Consider the following 17,895-nt stretch of genomic DNA (forward strand, 5'->3'; position numbering starts at 1 on the left):
GTGCGGCCCTCCCGGGTGTCGGCGCTCATGACCGCAGTTCCAGGGCGGTCTGGCCGATGCGGATCGGCTGCCCCGGTGCGACCAGCAGCGGACCCTGGACCCGCTGCTGGTCCAGGAACGTGCCGTTGGTGGAGCCCAGGTCCTCGACGTACCACTGGCCACCCCTGTTGGTCAGCCGGGCGTGCCGGGAACTGGCGAAGTCGTCGGTCAGCACGAGCGTGGAGTCGTCGGCCCTCCCGATGAGGATCGGGTGCTCGCCGAGGGTGATCCTCGTGCCGGCCAGCGGACCCGCGGTCACGACCAGTGTCCGTGGCCCCTTGTTCTTCCGCTTGCCGGGTGCCGCGGCCCGCGGCGGGACGGCCGCCACCCGGCCGGCGCGACCACCGAAGAGGTCGGCGCGGACCACGCGGAACGCGGCGAAGATGAACAGCCAGAGCAGCAGGAGGAAGCCGAACCGGAAGATCTGCAGGACGATCTCGGCCGTCACGGGGTCGCCGCCCCGGCGGTGTGCAGGCGCACGAGCCCTCTCACGCCCCGTCCTGCCGGTAGACCAGCACGGAGTGGCCGATCCGGATGACGTCGCCGTCGGCCAGGGCCTGCCGGGTGATCCGGCGGCCGTTCACGAGGGTGCCGTTGGTGGAGCCGAGGTCCTCGACGTAGGCGGTGCCGCCCTCGAGGACGACGTCGACGTGCTTGCGGCTCACGCCGGTGTCGGGCAGCCGGATGTCGGCGTCGGTGCCACGGCCGATGACGTTCCGGCCGGTGGTGAGCTCGTGCCGGGTGCCGGGACCGTCGACCATCAGCACGTGCGTGACGCCGGGGTGCGAGCCGGCCCGGCCCACGACCGCGGACGGCTGCTGGCGGCCGGTGTCGGTGGCCATCCGGCCGCGCAGCGGGGGCAGCGGGGGGACGCCCTCGGCGCCCGGCACGCCCGGACCCACGGGGAGGACGTCGGCGCGCGACGCGGGGCGGGCCGGGTCGGCCACGTGCGAGCCGACCTCGAAGACCCCGGTGGGCAGCGAGTCGTCGAGCTGCAGGCGGACCTGGACCTCGCCGAAGAGCTGGTAGCCCTCGCCGGCGATGTGCTCGGCGACCATGTCGGCCAGCTCGGCGGCCAGCTGCTCGGACCACTCGGCGAGGTTGTCGAAGTCGGCGCGGCCCAGCCGCACGTCGTACACGTTGGGCGCGAGCACACGCCCCTCGCCCAGCACCGAGCGCTGCTCGTCGGCCTCGCGGGTCAGGGCCTTGGCGATCTCGGCCGGGTGGACCTTGCCCTTGAACAGCCGGGCGAAGGCCAGCCCGACCATCCCCTCCAGCCGCCGCTCGAAGCGCTGCAGCACACCCACAGTCGCTCCTCCAGGCTCGTTCGGCACGGACGTCCGGTCCACCCGTGATCGTAGCCGGGCCCCGGCCCCCGGACCGGTTCGCCGGGCGCGACTCCCCGGACCGATCCGCACGTCCGCACCCCCCGCGGGGACCCTCTCCGGGGGCTGCTAATCTCGTCGGGCGTCCGGGCAAGTGGCGGAATGGCAGACGCGCACGGTTCAGGTCCGTGTGTCCGAGAGGACGTGGGGGTTCAACTCCCCCCTTGCCCACCAGCACGGAGGAGCCGGTCCCCAGTGGGGGCCGGCTCCTCCGTCGTTGCGGGGTCGTTCGTCGGGGTCAGTGGGTGGCCTTGACCGCCAGCACGGGACAGTCGGCGTCGAGCAGGATGCGCTGGGCCTGGCTGCCGAACAGCAGCTTCCCGGTGGGCGACCGGCGGCGCATGCCGATCACGAGCAGGCTCGCGCCGACCCGCTCGGCGGCGTCCACGATCTCCTCGGCGGCATCCCGGCCCCTGACGAGCTGCTCGATCTCGAACTGCACGCCGGCGGCGGACAGCCGCGCGCGCAGCCGCTCGACCTCGCCCTCGTCGAGGAACTTGGGGTCGTTGCTGGCGTCGCTCTGGCCGACGTTCACCAGGTGGAGGGACTCGCCGCGGCGGCCGGCCTCCTCGAGGGCCGCGTCCAGGGCGGCCTGTCCTTCAGCACTCGGCGTGTAGCCGACGACGACGGTCATGCGGCGCAGCATAGGGACGACACGCGTCAGCCGGGGGCCTTCACCGCCAGGACCGGGCAGTCGGCGTCCAGCAGCACGCGCTGGGCCTGGCTGCCGAAGAGCAGCTTCCCGGTCGGCGTCCGGCGGCGCATACCGATCACGAGGACGCTGGCCCGCACCCGGGCGGCGGCCTCGACCAGCTCGTCGGCGGCGTCCCGCCCGCGGACGAGCTGCTCGATCTCGAAGGCGGCGCCGGCGAACAGCAGCCGGTCGGCCAGCCGGACCCGCTCGCCCTCGTCGAGGAAGCGCGGGTCGTTCGCGGCGTCGGGCAGGCCGACGTTCACCACCAGCAGCGACTCCCGGCGCCGGTCGGCCTCGGCGAGCGCGGCCTCGAGCGCGGCCTCCCCGCTCGGGCCCGGCACGTAGCCGACGACGACGGTCATGGCCGGAGCCTAGGGACGGCCACGGCCGTCCGCACGGACCGCGCCGAGCGGTCAGGAGGGGAGCTGCGGTCGCTCGTCGGGCCCGCCGCGGCCCCCGGCCAGCGTCTGCGCCAGCAGGATCGCCCCCCAGGGGCCGATCACCCAGATCGGCCAGGGGTAGAGCCACTCCCCGGAGGCCAGCGAGGTGGCCAGCCAGATGGTGAGGACGATGGCACCGGTGGTCAGCCAGCTCGCCCACTCGCCGGCCCGGGTCCCGCCCCACCCGGACCGGCCCTGTCCGTCGGGCAGCCGACGCTCCGGGGCGGCGGTCGCACCGGCCGGGGGGACCGGGACGGGTGCGGCGCCGGACGGGCCGGCGGGCAGGGGCGGGAGGTCGGTCGTCAGCGCGTCCAGCTCGCCGTAGGTCCGGGCGGCGTAGGCGCGGGCGACCCGGTCCTCGTACTCGGCGACCTCGAGCCGGCCCGCGGCCATGTGCTCGCCGAGGAGGCCGGCCACGGCCGTGCGGTCGGCGTCGGCGGCGCGGAGGTGGGGCTCGGGCATGTGTCCAGTCTGGACCCGGTCAGCCCGCGGCGGGAGCGGCTTCCCGGGCGAGGTGGCGGCCGATCACCATCCGCTGGATCTGGTTGGTGCCCTCGAAGATCTGCATGACCTTGGCCTCCCGCATGTACCGCTCGGCCGGGTGGTCGCGGGTGTAGCCGGCGCCGCCGAGGACCTGGACGGCGTCGGTGGTCACCTTCATGGCCGCGTCGGTGGACACGAGCTTGGCGATGCTCGCCTGCCGGGCGTACTCCTTCCCGGCGTCCCGGCGGCGGGCCGCGACGAGGTAGGTGGCGCGGGCGGACTCGACGGCGGCGGCCATGTCGGCCAGGACGAACGCCAGGCCCTGGTGGTCGACGATCCGGCGGCCGAAGGCCTCCCGCTCGCAGGCGTAGGTGACGGCGAGGTCCAGCGCCGACTGCGCCAGCCCCACGGCGACCGCGCTGATGCCGAGGCGGCCGGAGTCCAGCGCCCCCAGCGCGATCCCCAGCCCGCGGCCCCGCCCGCCGACCAGCCGGTCGGCCGGCACCGGGACGTCGTCCAGCCGGATCGCGGCCGTCGTCGAGGCGGTCAGGCCCATCTTCTCCTCGGGCCGGGCGGCGGAGAACCCGGCCAGGTCGGGGGTGAGGTGGAAGCAGGAGATGGCCTGCTCGCCGTCGTCCGGCGTCCGGAGGAAGGTCGTGTAGAAGTCCGCGTGCCCGCCGTGGGTGACCCAGGCCTTCTCCCCGGAGGCGGTCCAGCCGTCGTCGGTCGCCTTCGCGCTCGCCCGCATCGCCGCGGGGTCGGAACCGGCGTGCGCCTCCGACAGCGAGTAGGCGCCGAGCAGCCGGCCGCCGACCATCTCCGGCAGCCACTCGCGCCGCTGCGCCTCGGTGCCGAAGCGGTCGACCGGCGAGCAGGACAGCGTGTGCACGCTGACGCCGAGCGCGACGCTGGCCCAGCGGGCGGCGAGCTCCTCGAGCACCTGCAGGTACACGGCGTACGGCTGGCCTCCGCCGCCGGCGTCCTCCCCGAACGGCAGGCCGAGCAGCCCGGCCTCGCCGAGCAGCGTGAAGACCTCGCGGGGGAACCGCTCCTCCCGCTCGTACCGCGCGGCCCGCGGCGCGAGCTCGGCGTCGGCGATGTCGCGGGTGAGGGCGATGAGGTCGGCCGCCTCGGGGGTGGGCAGCTCGCGGTCGACGGGCACAGGGCCTCCGTCCGAGGGGTGAACAGTACTGAGGACGGTACCCGCGTACTGTCCGTCGTCCTGGAGGATGCTGGCGCGCCGGACGCGGAGGTGACGGTGACCCTGGGGACGACGGACGAGCGGTCGCTGACCGCGCGGCAGGCCCAGCTGCTCGACCAGCTCGAGGAGCTCTTCCTCGCCGAGGGTTTCGCCGGCTTCACGCTCGACGACCTCGCCGACCGGCTGCACTGCTCGAAGAGCACGCTCTACGCGCTGGCCGGCAGCAAGGAGCAGCTGGCCGCCCGGGTGGTGCGGCACTTCTTCCGCCGGGCCGCCGCGGCGGTGGAGGCGCAGGCGGTCGACGAGGACGACCCGGCGCTGCGGGTCACCGCCTACCTCGCCGCCGTCGCGCGGGCGCTGGCCCCGGCCGGGCCGGCCTTCCACCGCGACCTGGACCGCTTCGAGCCGGCCCGTGCGGTCTACGAGCGGCACACCGCCCTGGCCGCCGAGCGGGTCCGTGAGCTGGTCGACGAGGGGGTGGCCGCCGGGCGGTTCCGCCGGGTGCACCCGGCGCTGGTCGCCGACACCGTCACCACGCTGATGTTCCGCATCGGCCGCGGGGAGACCGGCCGGGCGACCGGCCTGAGCGACGCCGTCGCCTACCGCGAGCTCGCGGCCCTGCTGCTGCACGGGATCAGCCGGTGAGGGTCGAGCAGACCGCGTGGGACGACCCCGACGTGCGTGCGCTGACTGCCGCGCAGCAGGCCGAGCTGCGGGCCCGGTACGACGGCGGCACGGAACCGGGCACGCCGCCGTCGGCCGCCGACGTCGCGGTCGTGCTGGTCGCCCGCGACGACGACGGCACGCCGGTCGGCTGCGGCGCCCTGCGGCCGATCGGACCGGGGGTCGCGGAGATCAAGCGGATGTACGTCGTCCCGGCGGCGCGGGGCCGGGGCGTCTCCCGCGCCGTGCTGGCCGCGCTGGAGACGGCCGCGGTGGCTCGCGGGTGGACGACGGTGCGGCTGGAGACGGGCACCCGGCAGCCGGAGGCCATCGGTCTGTACGAGAGCGCCGGCTACCGGGCGATCCCCGCGTTCGGCGCGTACGTGGCGTCCGACGACCCGTTCGCGGTCTTCTACGAGCGGGTGCTGGCCGACGCGTGAACCCGATCCGGCCCTCCGGACATGGAGGGGTGTGACGAGCTCACTCCCCGCGGCCGCGCGCTCACCCCTGGTGGGCCCGACGGTCCTCGCCATGTCCGCCGGCCCCCCACCGGAACCGCCCCGGCTGCACGCGCTCCCCGACGCGCAGCCTCCCGACGCCGAGCTCGTCGCCCGCTCGGTGGACGACCCGGAGGTGTTCGCGGCGCTGTTCGACCGGCACGCCGCCGCCGTCCACCGCTACCTGGGACGACGGGTCGGGGACCTCGCCGACGACCTGCTCAGCGAGACCTTCCTCGTGGCGTTCCGGCGGCGGGCGGACTACCGCCCCCAGCACGTCGAGGTCCGGCCCTGGCTGATCGGGATCGCCACCAACCTCGTGCACGGATCGGCGCAGGCGGAGCGGCGTCGTTACCGGGCGCTGGCCCGCGCGGCCGCCGAGCCGGAGCGGCACGGCGCCGACCCGGGCGACTCGGCCGGCCGGCTGGACGCCGAGGCGCTGCGCGGACCCCTGGCCGCGGCGCTGGCCGGGCTCGCCGCCCGCGACCGCGACGTCCTGCTGCTCTTCGCCTGGGGGCAGCTCGGCTACGACGAGATCGCCGCCGTGCTCGACGTCCCCGTCGGCACCGTCCGCTCCCGCCTGCACCGCGCGCGGCGCCGGACCCGCGCCGCCCTGGGCCCCCTCGACGACTCCCCGGAGGAGCTCCGATGAACGAGATCACGCTGCTGCGCCAGGCCGGTCCCGAGGGCCCGGACCTCACCCCCGACGTCCGCTCGGCGGCCCGTGCCGCGCTGCTCGACGAGATCGCGGCGTCCCGTCCCCGCCGCCGGCTGCCCGTCCCCCGCCGGCGGACGGCGTTCCGCATCGGCGCGGCGGTCGTGGGCGTCGCCGCCGCGTGGACGACGGCGGCGCTGGTCGCGGGTCCGGACGGTGGCGCGCCCGGCGGCCGGGTCGGGGAGCCCTCACCGCCCGCCGTCGACCCCGGTGTCGCGCTGGTCGACTTCGCGATGCCCGCCGCTCCGCTCGCCCTGCCCACCGCGCCGCCGGGCACCACCGGTCCGGCGCTCGGTGCCAGTGGGAACGGGGACACGTCGTCGTCCTACGCCGGCATCGCGGACCCCCAGGAGGGCGTGTTCATCACCGTGGGCACCACGCCGCCGCCCCCGATCGCCGTGCCGGAGGGTGCCGACCCGCTCGAGGAGCAGACCCTCACCATCGGTGGCCGGCAGGCCCGGATGGTCGTGATGAACCCCGAGTACGACGACGCCCGGACCGTCTACGTGGACTGGGAGCGCTCGCCCGGGCAGTGGGTGAGCCTCATGGGCACGGGCCGGTTCGCTGACGGGCGCGAGCTGGCGGCCCTCGCCGAGCAGCTGGTCGAGGATGCGCGAGCCGTTCCCGTGCAGGTGGACCTCGCGCCGGCCGGCTACACGCTCGACTTCGTCAAGGCGGGCGGCCGGATCGTCCGTCTCGCCGACGACTCGGACCCGGCCATGAGCCGGGGGCTGACCGTCTCCGTGCCGCTCCCCGCCGAGGTGCTGCCGATCGAGCAGGCGCCGGTCGTGGTCGCCCACGGCGCGGGACCGGCCGAGCAGGTGACCGTGCAGGGGCAGGGCGCCGAGCTGGTCCGTCTCGACTCCGGTCGCGGGTACACGGGCTGGTACCTGCAGGCGCGCTTCCCGGACGGGACGGCGTTCACGGTGGAGGTGGACGGCGACCTCACCTCCCAGCAGGTGGTGCAGATCGCCGACCGGGTGACGCACACGCCCTGAGCTCGGCAGAGGCACCCGCCGAGTGCGACGAACTCGTGGCGATCCCGTCGCGAGGACCACGAGTTCGTCGCACTCGACGTCGGTGGGGTGCGGCAGGCTGCAGTCCCGCCCGACATCTGGAGGAGCCGTGGGAACCGTCGTCCGCATCCCGTTCGAGGTCACTGCCTGGGAGCCCGAGCCGCTCGACCTGGGCGAGCCGGGGCCGGTCGGCTTCGGGCGGGTGACCCTGCGCAAGACCTTCTCGGGCCCGCTGACCGGCTCCAGCGTGGTGGCCATGACCTCGGCGACCGTGGGGGAGGCGCCCGCCGGCTACGTCGCGGTGGAGCTCGTCACCGGCACGCTCGAGGGGCGCTCCGGCACGTTCGTCCTCCAGCACTCGGGCGTGGTCGACGGCGGCGACTCGCGGGCCACCGGCGTCGTCCTGCCCGGGACGGGCACGGGGGCGCTGGCCGGTCTGCGCGGAGACGTCGAGCTGACCCACGACGACTCCGGTGCGGTCCTGACACTGGACTACGAGCTGAGCTGACGCCGCGGGTGTGGTGGGCTGGCCGCATGAGCGTCCCGCCGCACACCCCCTGGCCGCCGATGGAGCCGGTGGACGTGGAGCTGGTCAGCGGCGACGCCCGGCTGGCGGTGGACCTGCGCGGCGGCGGCATCCGGGCGCTGACCGCCGGCGGCTGGGACGTCGTCGACGGCTACGCGACCGGGACGATTCCCGCCGGCCGCCGCGGCGGGGTGCTGCTCCCCTGGCCCAACCGGCTGCGCGACGGGCGCTGGAGCTGGGCCGGCCGGGAGCTGCAGCTCGACGTCGCGTCCGCGGAGAAGCCCACCGCGGCCCACGGACTGCTCTCCTGGCAGCCGTTCGGTGTGCTCAGCCGCTTCGCCGACACCGTCACCGTCGGGACCGCGCTGGAGCCCCGTCCGGGCTATCCGTTCCGGCTGCTGGTCGCCCTGGACTACGCCCTGGCGCCGCAGCGGCTGTCGGTCACCGTGCGCGTCAGCAACGCGTCGGCGGAGCCGGCGCCGTTCGGAGCCGGGATGCACCCCTACCTGGCCGTCGGCGGGGCGGACGACGGCGCGATCGCCCATGCCGACCTCACCGTGCCCGCCCGCACCGCGCTGACCACCGACGGCGGCCTGCCCACCGGCGAGCGCACCCCGTTCGACGGCGCGGTGGGCCGCATCGGTGACCGGGCGATCGACACCCCGCTGACCGACCTCGTGCGCGACGACGACGGCTGGGCACGCGTCCGGCTGAGCGGCCCGGCGGGGGCCGTGGAGCTCGCCGTCGACGGCTCCTGGCCCTGGCTGCAGGTCTACACCGGCGACACGCTGCCGGCCGGCCAGCGCCGGCGCAGTGTCGCGGTGGAACCGATGACCTGCCCGCCCAACGCGCTCGCCGACGGGGTCGACCTGGTCGTGCTCGAGCCCGCCGCGACCTGGTCCGGGAGCTGGACGCTGGCCTGGGAGCCCCGGGGCTGAGGTGCGGGCCGGCGGTCCGGGGGGAGGATGAGCCGGTGCGTACCGTCTCCCTCCGCCCCGGCGAGGAGTCCATCCGGCTCGGCCAGCTGCTCAAGCTGGTGGACGCCGTCCCGACCGGCGCCCAGGTCAAGGACGTGCTGCTGACCGGCACGATCCTGGTCAACGGCGAACCCGAGGACCGGCGTGGCCGGCAGGTCCGCCGCGGCGACGTCGTCTCGATCGAGGGCGTCGAGGACGTGCACGTCGGGTGACAGCCCCGGGAGCATCGCAGCGAGGAACGAGCGAGGAGCGGACCGGGGCGCGGAAGCCGACCGGTGTCACAGCGGATGGCGCGGGTTCCACGTGGAACCCGGCCGGGACGGCCGCCTGGCGGCCGCCGCGGTGGCCCGCCGACCTGGCCGACGGGCCGGACTTCGCCGCGATCCGCGCCGAGTTCGACGTCCCGGCGGCCTTCCCGCCGGAGGTCCTGGCCGAGGCCGACGCGCTCGCCGCCGCCCCACCCCTGCCCGAGCTCGACGCCACCGACCTGCCGCTGGTGACCGTCGACCCGGTGGGCAGCCGCGACCTCGACCAGGCCGTGCACCTGGCCCGGGAGGGGGATGGCTACCGGGTCAGCTACGCGATCGCCGATGTCGGCGCCGTCGTCCGCCCGGGGAGCGCCCTGGACGCCGAGGCCCGGCGGCGCGGGCAGACGCTCTACACCCCCGACGCGCGGGTGCCGCTGCACCCACCGGTGCTGTCCGAGGGCGCGGCGAGCCTGCTCCCCGGAGCGGAGCGGGCGGCTGCCCTCTGGACGATCCGGCTGGACGCCGACGGGGCGGTCCGCGCGGTCGACGTCCGCCGGGCGCGGGTCCGCAGCCGCGCACAGCTGGCCTATCCGGACGTCCAGCGTGGAGCCGACGCCGGCGACCTGCCCGACCCGATCGCCCTCCTGCCCGAGCTCGGCCGGCTCCTGCAGCAGCAGGCGCTGACCCGCGGCGCGATCGAGCTGGGCACGCCCGAGCAGCAGGTCGAGCCCACGGCCGCCGGGACGTGGACCCTGACCGCGCGCGGCGACCTCCCGGTCGAGGGCTGGAACGCGGAGATCTCGCTGCTCACCGGCCGGTGCGCCGCCGCGCTGATGCTCGACGGGAGCGTCGGCCTGCTGCGCACGCTGCCGCCGGCCGCGCCGGAGGCGGTCGCCGCGCTGCGCCGGATCGCCGGGCCGCTCGGCGTCGACTGGCCCGAGGGCGTGGCGCCGGGTGCGGTGATCGGGTCGCTCGACCCGGTCGACCCCGGGCACGCCGCATTCCTCGAGGAGGCCGCCGGCCTGCTGCGCGGGGCCGCCTACACCCCGTTCGACGGCGCCCCGCCGGAGGAGGCCGGTCACGGCGGCGTCGGCGCGCCGTACGCGCACGTCACCGCACCGCTGCGGCGGCTGGTGGACCGGTTCGGCACCGAGGTCTGCCTCGCGCTCGCCGCCGGGCGGGAGCCGGACCCCGCCGTCCGGGCGGCGCTCCCCGAGCTGCCGGCGCTGATGGTCGCCTCCGACCGGCGCACCCGGGCGGTCGAGCGTGCGGTCGTCGACGCGACCGAGGCGTGGCTGCTGCGCGACCGGGTCGGGACGACGTTCGACGCGGTCGTGGTGGACGCCGAGGGTTCGCGGGGCACCGTCGTGCTGACCGACCCGGCGATCCGGGCCCGGTGCAGCGGTGCACTGACCCCCGGCACCCGCGTGCGGGTGCGGCTGGCCGAGGCCGACGTCGGGACGCGATCGGTCCGCTTCGAGGAGGTCGCATGACCCGGGTGCCGTATCTCTCCGCCCGGCTGCAGGGCTTCGGGACGACGGTCTTCGCCGAGATGAGCGCCCTGGCGGCCACCACCGGCGCGATCAACCTCGGGCAGGGCTTCCCCGACACCCCGGGGCCGGCGGAGGTCCTCGACGTCGCCCGCGCCGCGATCGGGACACCGCACGACCAGTACCCGCCCGGACCCGGCCTGCCGGAGCTGCGGACGGCGATCAGCGCGCACGTGCAGCGCTTCCGGGGTCCGGCCTACGACCCCGACGGCGAGGTGCTGGTCACCGCGGGGGCCACCGAGGCGCTGACCGCGGCGCTGCTGGCACTGCTCGACCCGGGGGACGAGGTCGTCCTCTTCGAGCCGATGTACGACTGCTACGCCGCCGCGGTGGCGATGGCCGGGGGCGTCGTCCGCGCCGTGCCGCTGGTGCCCCCGCCGGCGAGCGACGGGGTGTGGACCTTCGATGCCGAGCGGCTCCGCGCGGCGGTGACACCGCGCACCAGGCTGCTGCTGCTCAACACCCCGCACAACCCCACCGGCAAGGTCTTCGACCGGCAGGAGCTGGCCACGCTGGCCGCCCTGGCGATCGGCTCCGACCTGCTGGTGCTGACCGACGAGGTCTACGAGCACCTGGTGTTCTCCGGCGCCGAGCACGTCTCCCTCGCCGAGCTCCCGGGCATGCGTGACCGCACCCTCGTGGTGAGCAGCGGCGGCAAGACGTTCAACACCACCGGCTGGAAGGTCGGCTGGATCTGCGGGCCCGCGCCGCTGGTGTCCGCCGTCCGCACCGCGAAGCAGTTCCTCACCTACGTCAACGCCGGGCCCTTCCAACCGGCGATGGCCGCCGGCCTGGCGCTGCCCGACGCCTACTTCACCGGGATCGCCCGCGATCTGGAGTACCGGCGGGACGTGCTGGTCGAGGGCCTGCACGGGGCCGGGCTGCCGGTGGTGAGCCCGCAGGCGACCTACTTCGCGATCGTCGACGTCCGACCGGTGCAGCCCGACGGCGACGGGCTGGCGTTCTGCCGGTCCCTCCCGGCGCGCGCCGGGGTGGTGGCGGTGCCGATCGGCGGCTTCTACGCCCCGCAGGACGAGCACCTGGGCCGGCACCTGGTGCGGTTCGCCTTCTGCAAGCGCGACGAGGTGCTCGCCGAGGCCGTCGAGCGGCTGGGCAGGATGAGCGCATGAGGATCGCTTCGTGAGGATCGCCGCTGTCCAGCACGACATCGTCTGGGAGGACCGGGACGCCAATCTCGCCCGCCTCGCGCCGCAGGTGGGCCGGGCGGCGGCGGCCGGCGCGGAGCTGGTGCTGCTCAGCGAGACCTTCTCCACCGGCTTCTCGATGACACCGGGCATCGGCGAGCCCGAGGGTGGTCCGTCGTCGCAGTTCCTGGTCGCCCAGGCCGCCGAGCACGGCGTGTGGGTGGCCGGCAGCTGCCCGGAGATCGCCGCCGGCGCGGACCTGCCGTTCAACTCGTTCGTCCTCGCCGGACCGGACGGAACGGTCCACCGCTACCGGAAGCTGCACCCGTTCACCCACGGTGGCGAGCACGAGCGGTTCCGGGCGGGCGAGGGGCCGGTGACCGTCGAGATCGGCGGCCTCCGGATCACGCCGTTCGTCTGCTACGACCTGCGCTTCGCCGACGTGTTCTGGCGGGCCGCGCCGGAGACCGACGTCTACCTGGTGACGGCGAACTGGCCGGCCGTCCGGCGGATGCACTGGCAGACGCTGCTGCAGGCCCGGGCCATCGAGAACCAGGCCTACGTCGTCGGCTGCAACCGGGTGGGGCCGGCCGGCGACGGCACCGAGCACGCCGGGGACAGCCGCATCGTCAGCCCGATGGGGGAGCTGCTGGCGACCGCGGCCGGGGTGGAAGCCCTCGTCCTCGCCGACGTGGACGCCGCCGAGGTGGCCGCCACCCGCGACCGGCTGCGCTTCCTCCCGGACCGCCGGCAGTGGTGAGCGGAGTCGCTCGAGTGCGGTTTCCGCACTCGAGCGACTCCGACGTCAGCGGGCGGGGGAGCCGCTCTGGTCGACGACGATCTGCTCGCGCTGCACCTGGTCGGTGACCGTCTCCGAGCCGGTGACCACCTCGGTCCGCAGCCGCACCCGCTCCACCGGGACGACCTCGACGCTCACCACCGGCCGCTCGGCGTGCAGCACGATCTCCTCCGGCAGCCCACCGCTCACGACCGGGATGGGGGACGTGGTCGGTGCAGGGTCCGTCGTCCCGGGCGCGGCGAGGGTCTCGCCCGGTCCGGGGTCGGGCGCGTCGATCGGGACCTCCTCGATGCGGAACTCCTCGCGCCGGACCGGGACGGTGATCGTGACCTCCTCGGTCACCACGTACTTGACCAGCCGGGCACGGGTGGCGGCCACGCGCTCGGTGGTGATCTGCAGCCGCTCCTCGCTGCGCACCATCCCGCCGTCGCCCGGGCCCGCCGGAGCAGCGGCCGCCGGAGCCGGCGGGGGCGGAGTGGCCGCGACCGCCGGCGTCTCGGCCGTGTCCGTCGCCGACACCGCCGTCATCCCGGGGTCGGTGCGCGGCGCCACGTCCGGCGTCGCCGGGAGCGCGGTGTCCAGCCCGTAGTGGCGGCGCAGCTCGGCCTCGTCGGACGGGTCGAGGTGGTCGCCGCTGAGGTGCGGCGCGGCCCGGACCGCGTCCTTGGTCACGTGCAGGCGCAGCCCGCCGTCGGCGTAGGTCGCGTCCACGGCCGGGACGATCGAGTGCCGGGTCCCGAACAGGCCGGTGGTGACCGCCGCCCACGTCGGGGCGCCGGTGCGGTCGTCGACGAAGAAGTGCTCGACCGTGCCGATCCGCTCGCCGTCCGGTCCGTACGCGTGGCCACCGATGGCGGCCGACACCTCGCGCTCGCTCAGCATGGGTGGGCTCCCCTCCGCGGACCGTCCGACTGACGGTGCTCGTCACGCTGCGTGCCCACCGGTCGGGCCGGGTGAACATCGGGAGGCCGGCGCTCTCCCCGGAGACCCCGCCCGGCCACGTGGCCTACCGTCGGCGGGACCGCCGGCAGCAGGGCCGGTACGACCGAGGAGGACGGCGACGTGAGCGGGCACCTCGAGATCGAGCGCAAGCTGGAGCCGGGCCCGGACTTCGCCCTCCCCGACCTCGCCACCGTCGAGGGTGTCGCGGCCGTCGGCGAGCCGGTCGAGCACCACCTGGCCGCCACCTACTTCGACACGGCCGACCTGCGCCTGGCCCGGGCCCGCATCACGCTGCGCCGCCGGACCGGGGGGACCGACGCCGGCTGGCACCTGAAGCTGCCCACCGCCGGGCCGGCCCGCCAGGAGCGGCAGCACCCGCTCGGCCCCCGCCGCGCCGTGCCCCCGAAGGCCGTCCTGGAGCCGGTGCTCGGCATCGTCCGGACCGCGCCGGTGGGTGCGGTGGCCACCCTGGACACCACCCGGGTGGTGACGACGGTGCTGGCCGACGACGGCCGGGTGCTCGCCGAGATCGCCGACGACACGGTGACCGGCACCGCCGCCGCTCCCGGGCCCGACGAGCCGGCGACGGTGACGACCTGGCGCGAGGTCGAGGTCGAGCTGGTCGACGGCGACGAGGCACTGCTCGACGCGGTGGTCGGCGCCCTGACCGCGGCCGGTGCGGCGCCCTCGGCCTCCCCCTCGAAGCTGGCCCGCGTGCTCGCCCACCGCCTCCCCGCGCCCCCGGAGGGGACCGCACCGGCGGGGGAGAAGAGCGGCAAGAAGGGGAAGGCCAAGAAGGCCAAGAAGGGCAAGGGCAGGGAGGTCGCCGAGCCGACCGCGGCCGACGTGGTACTCGGCGCGCTGCGCTCCCAGACCGACGCGCTCCTGGCGGCCGACCTGCTGGTCCGGACCGGCTCGCCGGACGGCATCCACGACCTCCGGGTGGCCTGCCGGCGGCTGCGCAGCATCCTGGCGGCGTTCCGGCCCGTGCTGGACCGGGCCGGTACCGACCCGCTGCGCGAGGAGCTCCGCTGGATCGGCGCCGCCCTCTCCGCGGCCCGGGACGGCGAGGTGGCGCTGGCCCACCTCCGCGAGCTCGTCGAGGCCCAACCGGTGGAGCAGGTGCGCGGGCCGGTCGTCGCCCGGCTGCAGACCGCCGCGGTGCAGGACGCCGAGGCCGGTCGCCGCAAGGCGCTGCGCACGCTGTCCGACCGTCGCTACCTGGCCGTCCTCGACGCGCTCGACGCGGTGCTGGCCGCACCGCCGCTGGCCGAGGCCGCCGGTGAGCCGGCCCGTACCGCGCTCGCCGAGGCGATCCGGCGCACCGGCAAGCGGCTCGCGGCGCGGGTCGAGACCGCCCGAGCCGCGGACGAGGAGACCCCGCACGAGGACTCCCCGCTGCACGACGTCCGCAAGGCGGCCAAGCGCGTCCGCTACACCGCGGAGGTCGCCGTCCCGGTCCTGGGCGAGCCGGCCGAGACGCTGGTGGCCTGCATGAAGGAGGTCCAGGAGCTCCTGGGCGCCGCGCAGGACACGGTCGCCACGCGGGACCGGTGCCTCCGGCTGGGCCGGGCCGCCGGGGCCGCCGGGGAGTCGACGTGGACCTGGGGGCGGCTGTACGCGCTCGAGGAGGCGCGAGCAGCCGCGTGTGCTGCCGCCTTCTGGGAGCTGGAGCCGAGCCTGCGTCCGGTCGTGCGGGCCGCCGCGACGTGACGGCAGCAGACCGTCCCCCCCGAGCCGAGAGGCACCTCCGCTGTCCCTGATCGCCCTGCTCGGCTTCGTCACCGTGGTGCTGCTGGCCCTGGCCCTGCTGCACGTCTACCTGTGGGCACGGCTGGTCCGGGCCACGACGCGGCCCGGTCGCGTGCGTCGCCGGCTGACGGTCCTCCTGGCCGTCCTCGCCGCGCTGCCGGTGGCCGCGCTGATGCTGCGCCGCACGCTGCCGCTGGACGCCGCGGCACCGCTGGACTGGGTGGCCTACACCTGGCTCGGCGTCGCGTTCTACCTGTTCCTGACGCTGCTGGTCCTGGAGCCGGTGCGCCTGTCGTTCCGCCGGTGGGTGCGACGGTCACCGCCGGCCGCCGCCGGGTCCGCGGTCGAGCCGGACGCCGCCGGGTCCGCGGCAGAGCTGGACGCCGCCGGGTCCGCGGCCGAGCCGGACGCCGCCGGGTCCGCGGCAGCACCGGTCGTCGACCCCACCCGGCGGCTGTTCCTGGCGCGCTCGCTCGCGGTGACCGCCGGCGCCGTCGCGCTGGGCACCGCCGGCACCGGCGCCTACTTCGCCAACGCCGCGCCGGTGGTCCGCCGGGTCCCGATCACCCTCCAGCGCCTGGACCCGGCGCTGGACGGCCTGCGGATCGTCACGTTCTCCGACGGGCACCTGTCGGCCACCTACGGCGGCCGCCGGTTCGAGCGGCTGGTCGAGATCGTCAACGAGCAGCGGCCGGACGTCGTCGCCATCGTGGGCGACCTGGTGGACGGGGACGTCGACGAGCTGGCCGGGGACGCCGCCCCGCTGGCGGACCTGGTGAGCGAGCAGGGCGTCTTCTTCGTGACCGGCAACCACGAGTACTTCGTCGACACGACCGCGTGGCTGCGGCACCTGCCCACGCTCGGCGTCGAGGTGCTGCGCAACGAGCGGGTGCCGATCCGGCGGGGCACGGCGTCGTTCGACCTGGCCGGCATCGACGACCGCACGGCCGCGGACTCCGGGCTGGCCGGGCACGGCGCGGACCTGGACGCCGCGCTGGACGGCCGGGACGACGCCGTCCCCGTGGTGCTCCTGGCGCACCAGCCGGTCCAGGTGGACCAGGCCCGGGCCGCCGGCGTGGACCTGCAGCTGTCCGGCCACACGCACGGCGGTCAGCTGTGGCCCTTCGACTACGCGATCCGGCTGGACCAGCCGGCGACCGAGGGGTTGTCGCGGCACGGCGACACCCAGCTGTACGTGACCTCCGGTGCCGGCTACTGGGGACCGCCGATGCGGATCGGCGCCCGACCCGAGGTCACCGTGGTCGAGCTGCGCGCGCCCCGCGGCTGAGCCCTGCTCAGCCCGGCGGGCCGCCCATGGTGCGCAGGGTGGTCAGGACCTCGTCGGCGACCTCGCGCAGCGACCGGACGCCGCCCTCCTCGCCCCAGCGCAGCAGGATCTGCGTGTACGAGGAGAACAGCGCCGTGACGACCAGTTCGGTGGCCAGCTTCCGCGGCTCGGTGACGGCGGCCGGCGGCAGCGCCTCCAGCACCATCTCCGCCGTGGTGCGCTCGTACTCGGCGGCGCGCAGCCGCAGCCCCGGCGTGGAGACCACCACCTGCCAGCGCTCGAGCAGGTCGTCGCGGTCACGCCCCTGGTAGGAGTCCAGCCAGTCCAGCATCGCGTCGCGGACGGTGACGAACACGGAGTCGCCGCGCGGCTGGGCGGCCAGCAGGGCCTGCACGGCGGGCCGCTCGGGCAGCGGCAGGACCACCTGCTCCTTGTTGGTGAAGTGCGCGTAGAACGTCGGGACCGAGACCCCGGCGGTCGCGGCGATCTCGCCGACGCTGACCTCCTTGTACCCCCGCTCGCGGAACAGCCGCATCGCCACCTCGTAGATGCGGCGGTGCGTCTCGGCCCGCCTGCGCCCCCGCGCGTCCAGGTTCACGGCGCAGAACCTCCCACGTCGCGGGCCGATCGGGGCGGACGGGCGTGCCGGGACCGATCGGTCCCGATCCTCTGGTGACGCAGATCTCGACCCGAGAGGGGTAGACGACCCAGACGACATGACGACCACACGTGTTCCTCACGTACCGTCGAGCGGTGAGCAGCGCCGTGTCGGGACCGAAGTACCTGTCGGTCCGGGAGCACCTGCGTCGACGGGTCTCGGCCCTGCCGGAGCTGACGCTGCTGCCGCCGGAGCCGGTGCTCTGCGCCGAGTACGGGGTCAGCCGGATCACCCTGCGCCGTGCCGTCGACGGCCTGGTGGCCGACGGGCACCTCGTCCGCGAGCAGGGCCGCGGCACCTTCGTGAAGCGTCCGGCGATCCGGCACGAGTACCGCGAGAGCTTCGTGCACCGGATCGCCGGCTGGAGCACGGTCATGGCCGAGCGGGGGGCGGAGGTCGGCTCCCGGGTGCTCGTCCAGCGGGTGGTCCCGGCGCCGGCGTCGATCGCCGCCGAACTGGACCTCGAGGTCGCCGCGGACGTCGTCGAGCTCGTCCGGCTGCGCAGCGTCGACGGTGCGCCCAACCACGTCGCGCACAGCTTCCTGCCCGCGGCCCGGTTCCCCGGAGCGGCCGGCGCCGACCTCGACGACGGTTCCCTCTACGACCACCTGCGGGCCGAGTACGACGCCGACCTGGCGCGGGCGCGGATCGTCGTCGACGTCGGGACCGCGACCCCGGAGGAGGCCGGCCAGCTGCAGATCGTCGCCGGCTCCCCGCTGCTCGTGGTGCGGACGACGGTGCGCGACAGCGGTGGTAGCCCGCTGGTGCACAGCTTCTCCCGCCTGCGGCCGGACGTGAGCCGGGTCGCGTTCGAGGTGTCGGTCGCCGCGGCAGGGGGGCCCCCGGTCGGGTGACCCCGCGAGCGTCCGTGCATCAC

At 75.8% G+C, this 17,895-nt stretch carries 21 protein-coding genes and 1 tRNA gene; 14 read left to right on the top strand and 8 right to left on the bottom strand.

What is annotated here, in order from left to right:
* Positions 1-25: 25 nt before the first annotated feature.
* A complete protein-coding gene (locus DQ240_RS04620) occupies positions 26-487 on the bottom strand; it encodes an FHA domain-containing protein (RefSeq protein ID WP_113838433.1) in 462 nt (153 codons plus the stop codon).
* A 40-nt stretch (positions 488-527) separates the two neighbouring features.
* A complete protein-coding gene (locus tag DQ240_RS04625) occupies positions 528-1,346 on the bottom strand; it encodes a DUF3662 and FHA domain-containing protein (RefSeq protein WP_113838434.1) in 819 nt (272 codons plus the stop codon).
* A 166-nt stretch (positions 1,347-1,512) separates the two neighbouring features.
* Between DQ240_RS04625 and DQ240_RS04630 the strand changes: the two genes are divergently transcribed.
* Positions 1,513-1,598 (top strand) — tRNA-Leu (locus tag DQ240_RS04630).
* A 64-nt stretch (positions 1,599-1,662) separates the two neighbouring features.
* Here DQ240_RS04630 and DQ240_RS04635 read toward each other — a convergent pair.
* Genes DQ240_RS04635 through DQ240_RS04650 form a run of 4 tightly spaced genes read right to left on the bottom strand, consistent with a single transcriptional unit; the run spans position 1,663 to position 4,203 of the window.
* Positions 1,663-2,058 (bottom strand): universal stress protein, encoded by a 396-nt coding sequence (locus DQ240_RS04635; protein WP_113838580.1) that lies wholly within the window; start codon positions 2,056-2,058, stop codon positions 1,663-1,665.
* 26 nt (positions 2,059-2,084) lie between these two features.
* Positions 2,085-2,480 carry a universal stress protein gene (locus DQ240_RS04640; protein WP_113838435.1) on the bottom strand — a complete coding sequence of 132 codons (396 nt, stop codon included), beginning with the start codon at positions 2,478-2,480 and terminating at the stop codon, positions 2,085-2,087.
* A 51-nt stretch (positions 2,481-2,531) separates the two neighbouring features.
* Entirely contained in the window at positions 2,532-3,020 is a 489-nt protein-coding gene (locus DQ240_RS04645) for a DUF1707 domain-containing protein (protein WP_113838436.1), read from the bottom strand.
* Between the two features lie 19 nt (positions 3,021-3,039).
* The gene (locus tag DQ240_RS04650; RefSeq protein WP_113838437.1) at positions 3,040-4,203 is read right to left on the bottom strand and encodes an acyl-CoA dehydrogenase family protein; all 1,164 of its coding nucleotides are present in this window, start codon (positions 4,201-4,203) and stop codon (positions 3,040-3,042) included.
* A 96-nt stretch (positions 4,204-4,299) separates the two neighbouring features.
* Between DQ240_RS04650 and DQ240_RS04655 the strand changes: the two genes are divergently transcribed.
* The 10 genes from DQ240_RS04655 to DQ240_RS04700 all read left to right on the top strand — a co-directional run bounded on the left by DQ240_RS04655 (position 4,300) and on the right by DQ240_RS04700 (position 12,339).
* Entirely contained in the window at positions 4,300-4,887 is a 588-nt protein-coding gene (locus DQ240_RS04655) for a TetR/AcrR family transcriptional regulator (protein WP_233498498.1), read from the top strand.
* Positions 4,884-5,345 carry a GNAT family N-acetyltransferase gene (locus tag DQ240_RS04660; RefSeq protein WP_113838438.1) on the top strand — a complete coding sequence of 154 codons (462 nt, stop codon included), beginning with the start codon at positions 4,884-4,886 and terminating at the stop codon, positions 5,343-5,345. Before DQ240_RS04655 ends, DQ240_RS04660 begins: the two co-directional genes overlap by 4 nt.
* Positions 5,346-5,436: 91 nt before the next feature.
* Positions 5,437-6,054: an RNA polymerase sigma factor gene (locus DQ240_RS04665; RefSeq protein WP_113838582.1), complete on the top strand. Its 618-nt coding sequence runs from the start codon at positions 5,437-5,439 to the stop codon at positions 6,052-6,054.
* Positions 6,051-7,115 carry a hypothetical protein gene (locus DQ240_RS04670; RefSeq protein WP_113838439.1) on the top strand — a complete coding sequence of 355 codons (1,065 nt, stop codon included), beginning with the start codon at positions 6,051-6,053 and terminating at the stop codon, positions 7,113-7,115. The genes DQ240_RS04665 and DQ240_RS04670 overlap by 4 nt, the downstream gene beginning before the upstream one ends.
* 127 nt (positions 7,116-7,242) lie before the next feature.
* Complete coding sequence (locus DQ240_RS04675) at positions 7,243-7,641, top strand: DUF3224 domain-containing protein (protein WP_158548525.1); 399 nt, start codon at positions 7,243-7,245, stop codon at positions 7,639-7,641.
* 26 nt (positions 7,642-7,667) lie between these two features.
* Positions 7,668-8,597, top strand: a complete 930-nt coding sequence (locus DQ240_RS04680; RefSeq protein ID WP_113838441.1) for an aldose epimerase — start codon at positions 7,668-7,670, stop codon at positions 8,595-8,597.
* 35 nt (positions 8,598-8,632) lie between these two features.
* Positions 8,633-8,848 carry an RNA-binding S4 domain-containing protein gene (locus DQ240_RS04685; protein WP_113838442.1) on the top strand — a complete coding sequence of 72 codons (216 nt, stop codon included), beginning with the start codon at positions 8,633-8,635 and terminating at the stop codon, positions 8,846-8,848.
* On the top strand, positions 8,845-10,377 hold the full coding sequence (locus DQ240_RS04690) for an RNB domain-containing ribonuclease (protein ID WP_233498499.1): 1,533 nt from the start codon (positions 8,845-8,847) through the stop codon (positions 10,375-10,377). The genes DQ240_RS04685 and DQ240_RS04690 overlap by 4 nt, the downstream gene beginning before the upstream one ends.
* Complete coding sequence (locus DQ240_RS04695) at positions 10,374-11,564, top strand: pyridoxal phosphate-dependent aminotransferase (protein ID WP_113838443.1); 1,191 nt, start codon at positions 10,374-10,376, stop codon at positions 11,562-11,564. The genes DQ240_RS04690 and DQ240_RS04695 overlap by 4 nt, the downstream gene beginning before the upstream one ends.
* Before the next feature lie 10 nt (positions 11,565-11,574).
* Positions 11,575-12,339: a nitrilase-related carbon-nitrogen hydrolase gene (locus DQ240_RS04700; RefSeq protein ID WP_113838444.1), complete on the top strand. Its 765-nt coding sequence runs from the start codon at positions 11,575-11,577 to the stop codon at positions 12,337-12,339.
* Between the two features lie 45 nt (positions 12,340-12,384).
* Here the strand turns inward: DQ240_RS04700 and DQ240_RS04705 are convergent, their stop codons facing one another.
* Complete coding sequence (locus tag DQ240_RS04705; RefSeq protein ID WP_113838445.1) at positions 12,385-13,260, bottom strand: PRC and DUF2382 domain-containing protein; 876 nt, start codon at positions 13,258-13,260, stop codon at positions 12,385-12,387.
* A gap of 180 nt (positions 13,261-13,440) precedes the next feature.
* Between DQ240_RS04705 and DQ240_RS04710 the strand changes: the two genes are divergently transcribed.
* Together DQ240_RS04710 and DQ240_RS04715 are read left to right on the top strand one after the other, a co-directional pair.
* On the top strand, positions 13,441-15,033 hold the full coding sequence (locus tag DQ240_RS04710) for a CYTH and CHAD domain-containing protein (protein ID WP_113838446.1): 1,593 nt from the start codon (positions 13,441-13,443) through the stop codon (positions 15,031-15,033).
* A 73-nt stretch (positions 15,034-15,106) separates the two neighbouring features.
* Positions 15,107-16,360 (top strand): metallophosphoesterase, encoded by a 1,254-nt coding sequence (locus DQ240_RS04715; RefSeq protein WP_233498500.1) that lies wholly within the window; start codon positions 15,107-15,109, stop codon positions 16,358-16,360.
* A gap of 7 nt (positions 16,361-16,367) precedes the next feature.
* Here the strand turns inward: DQ240_RS04715 and DQ240_RS04720 are convergent, their stop codons facing one another.
* A complete protein-coding gene (locus tag DQ240_RS04720; RefSeq protein ID WP_158548527.1) occupies positions 16,368-16,958 on the bottom strand; it encodes a TetR/AcrR family transcriptional regulator in 591 nt (196 codons plus the stop codon).
* Between the two features lie 155 nt (positions 16,959-17,113).
* Between DQ240_RS04720 and DQ240_RS04725 the strand changes: the two genes are divergently transcribed.
* Entirely contained in the window at positions 17,114-17,872 is a 759-nt protein-coding gene (locus DQ240_RS04725; RefSeq protein WP_233498501.1) for a GntR family transcriptional regulator, read from the top strand.
* Positions 17,873-17,895: the final 23 nt, after the last annotated feature.

This window comes from Blastococcus sp. TF02A-26 (assembly GCF_003319125.1).
In the GTDB taxonomy this organism is placed as follows: domain Bacteria; phylum Actinomycetota; class Actinomycetes; order Mycobacteriales; family Geodermatophilaceae; genus Trujillonella.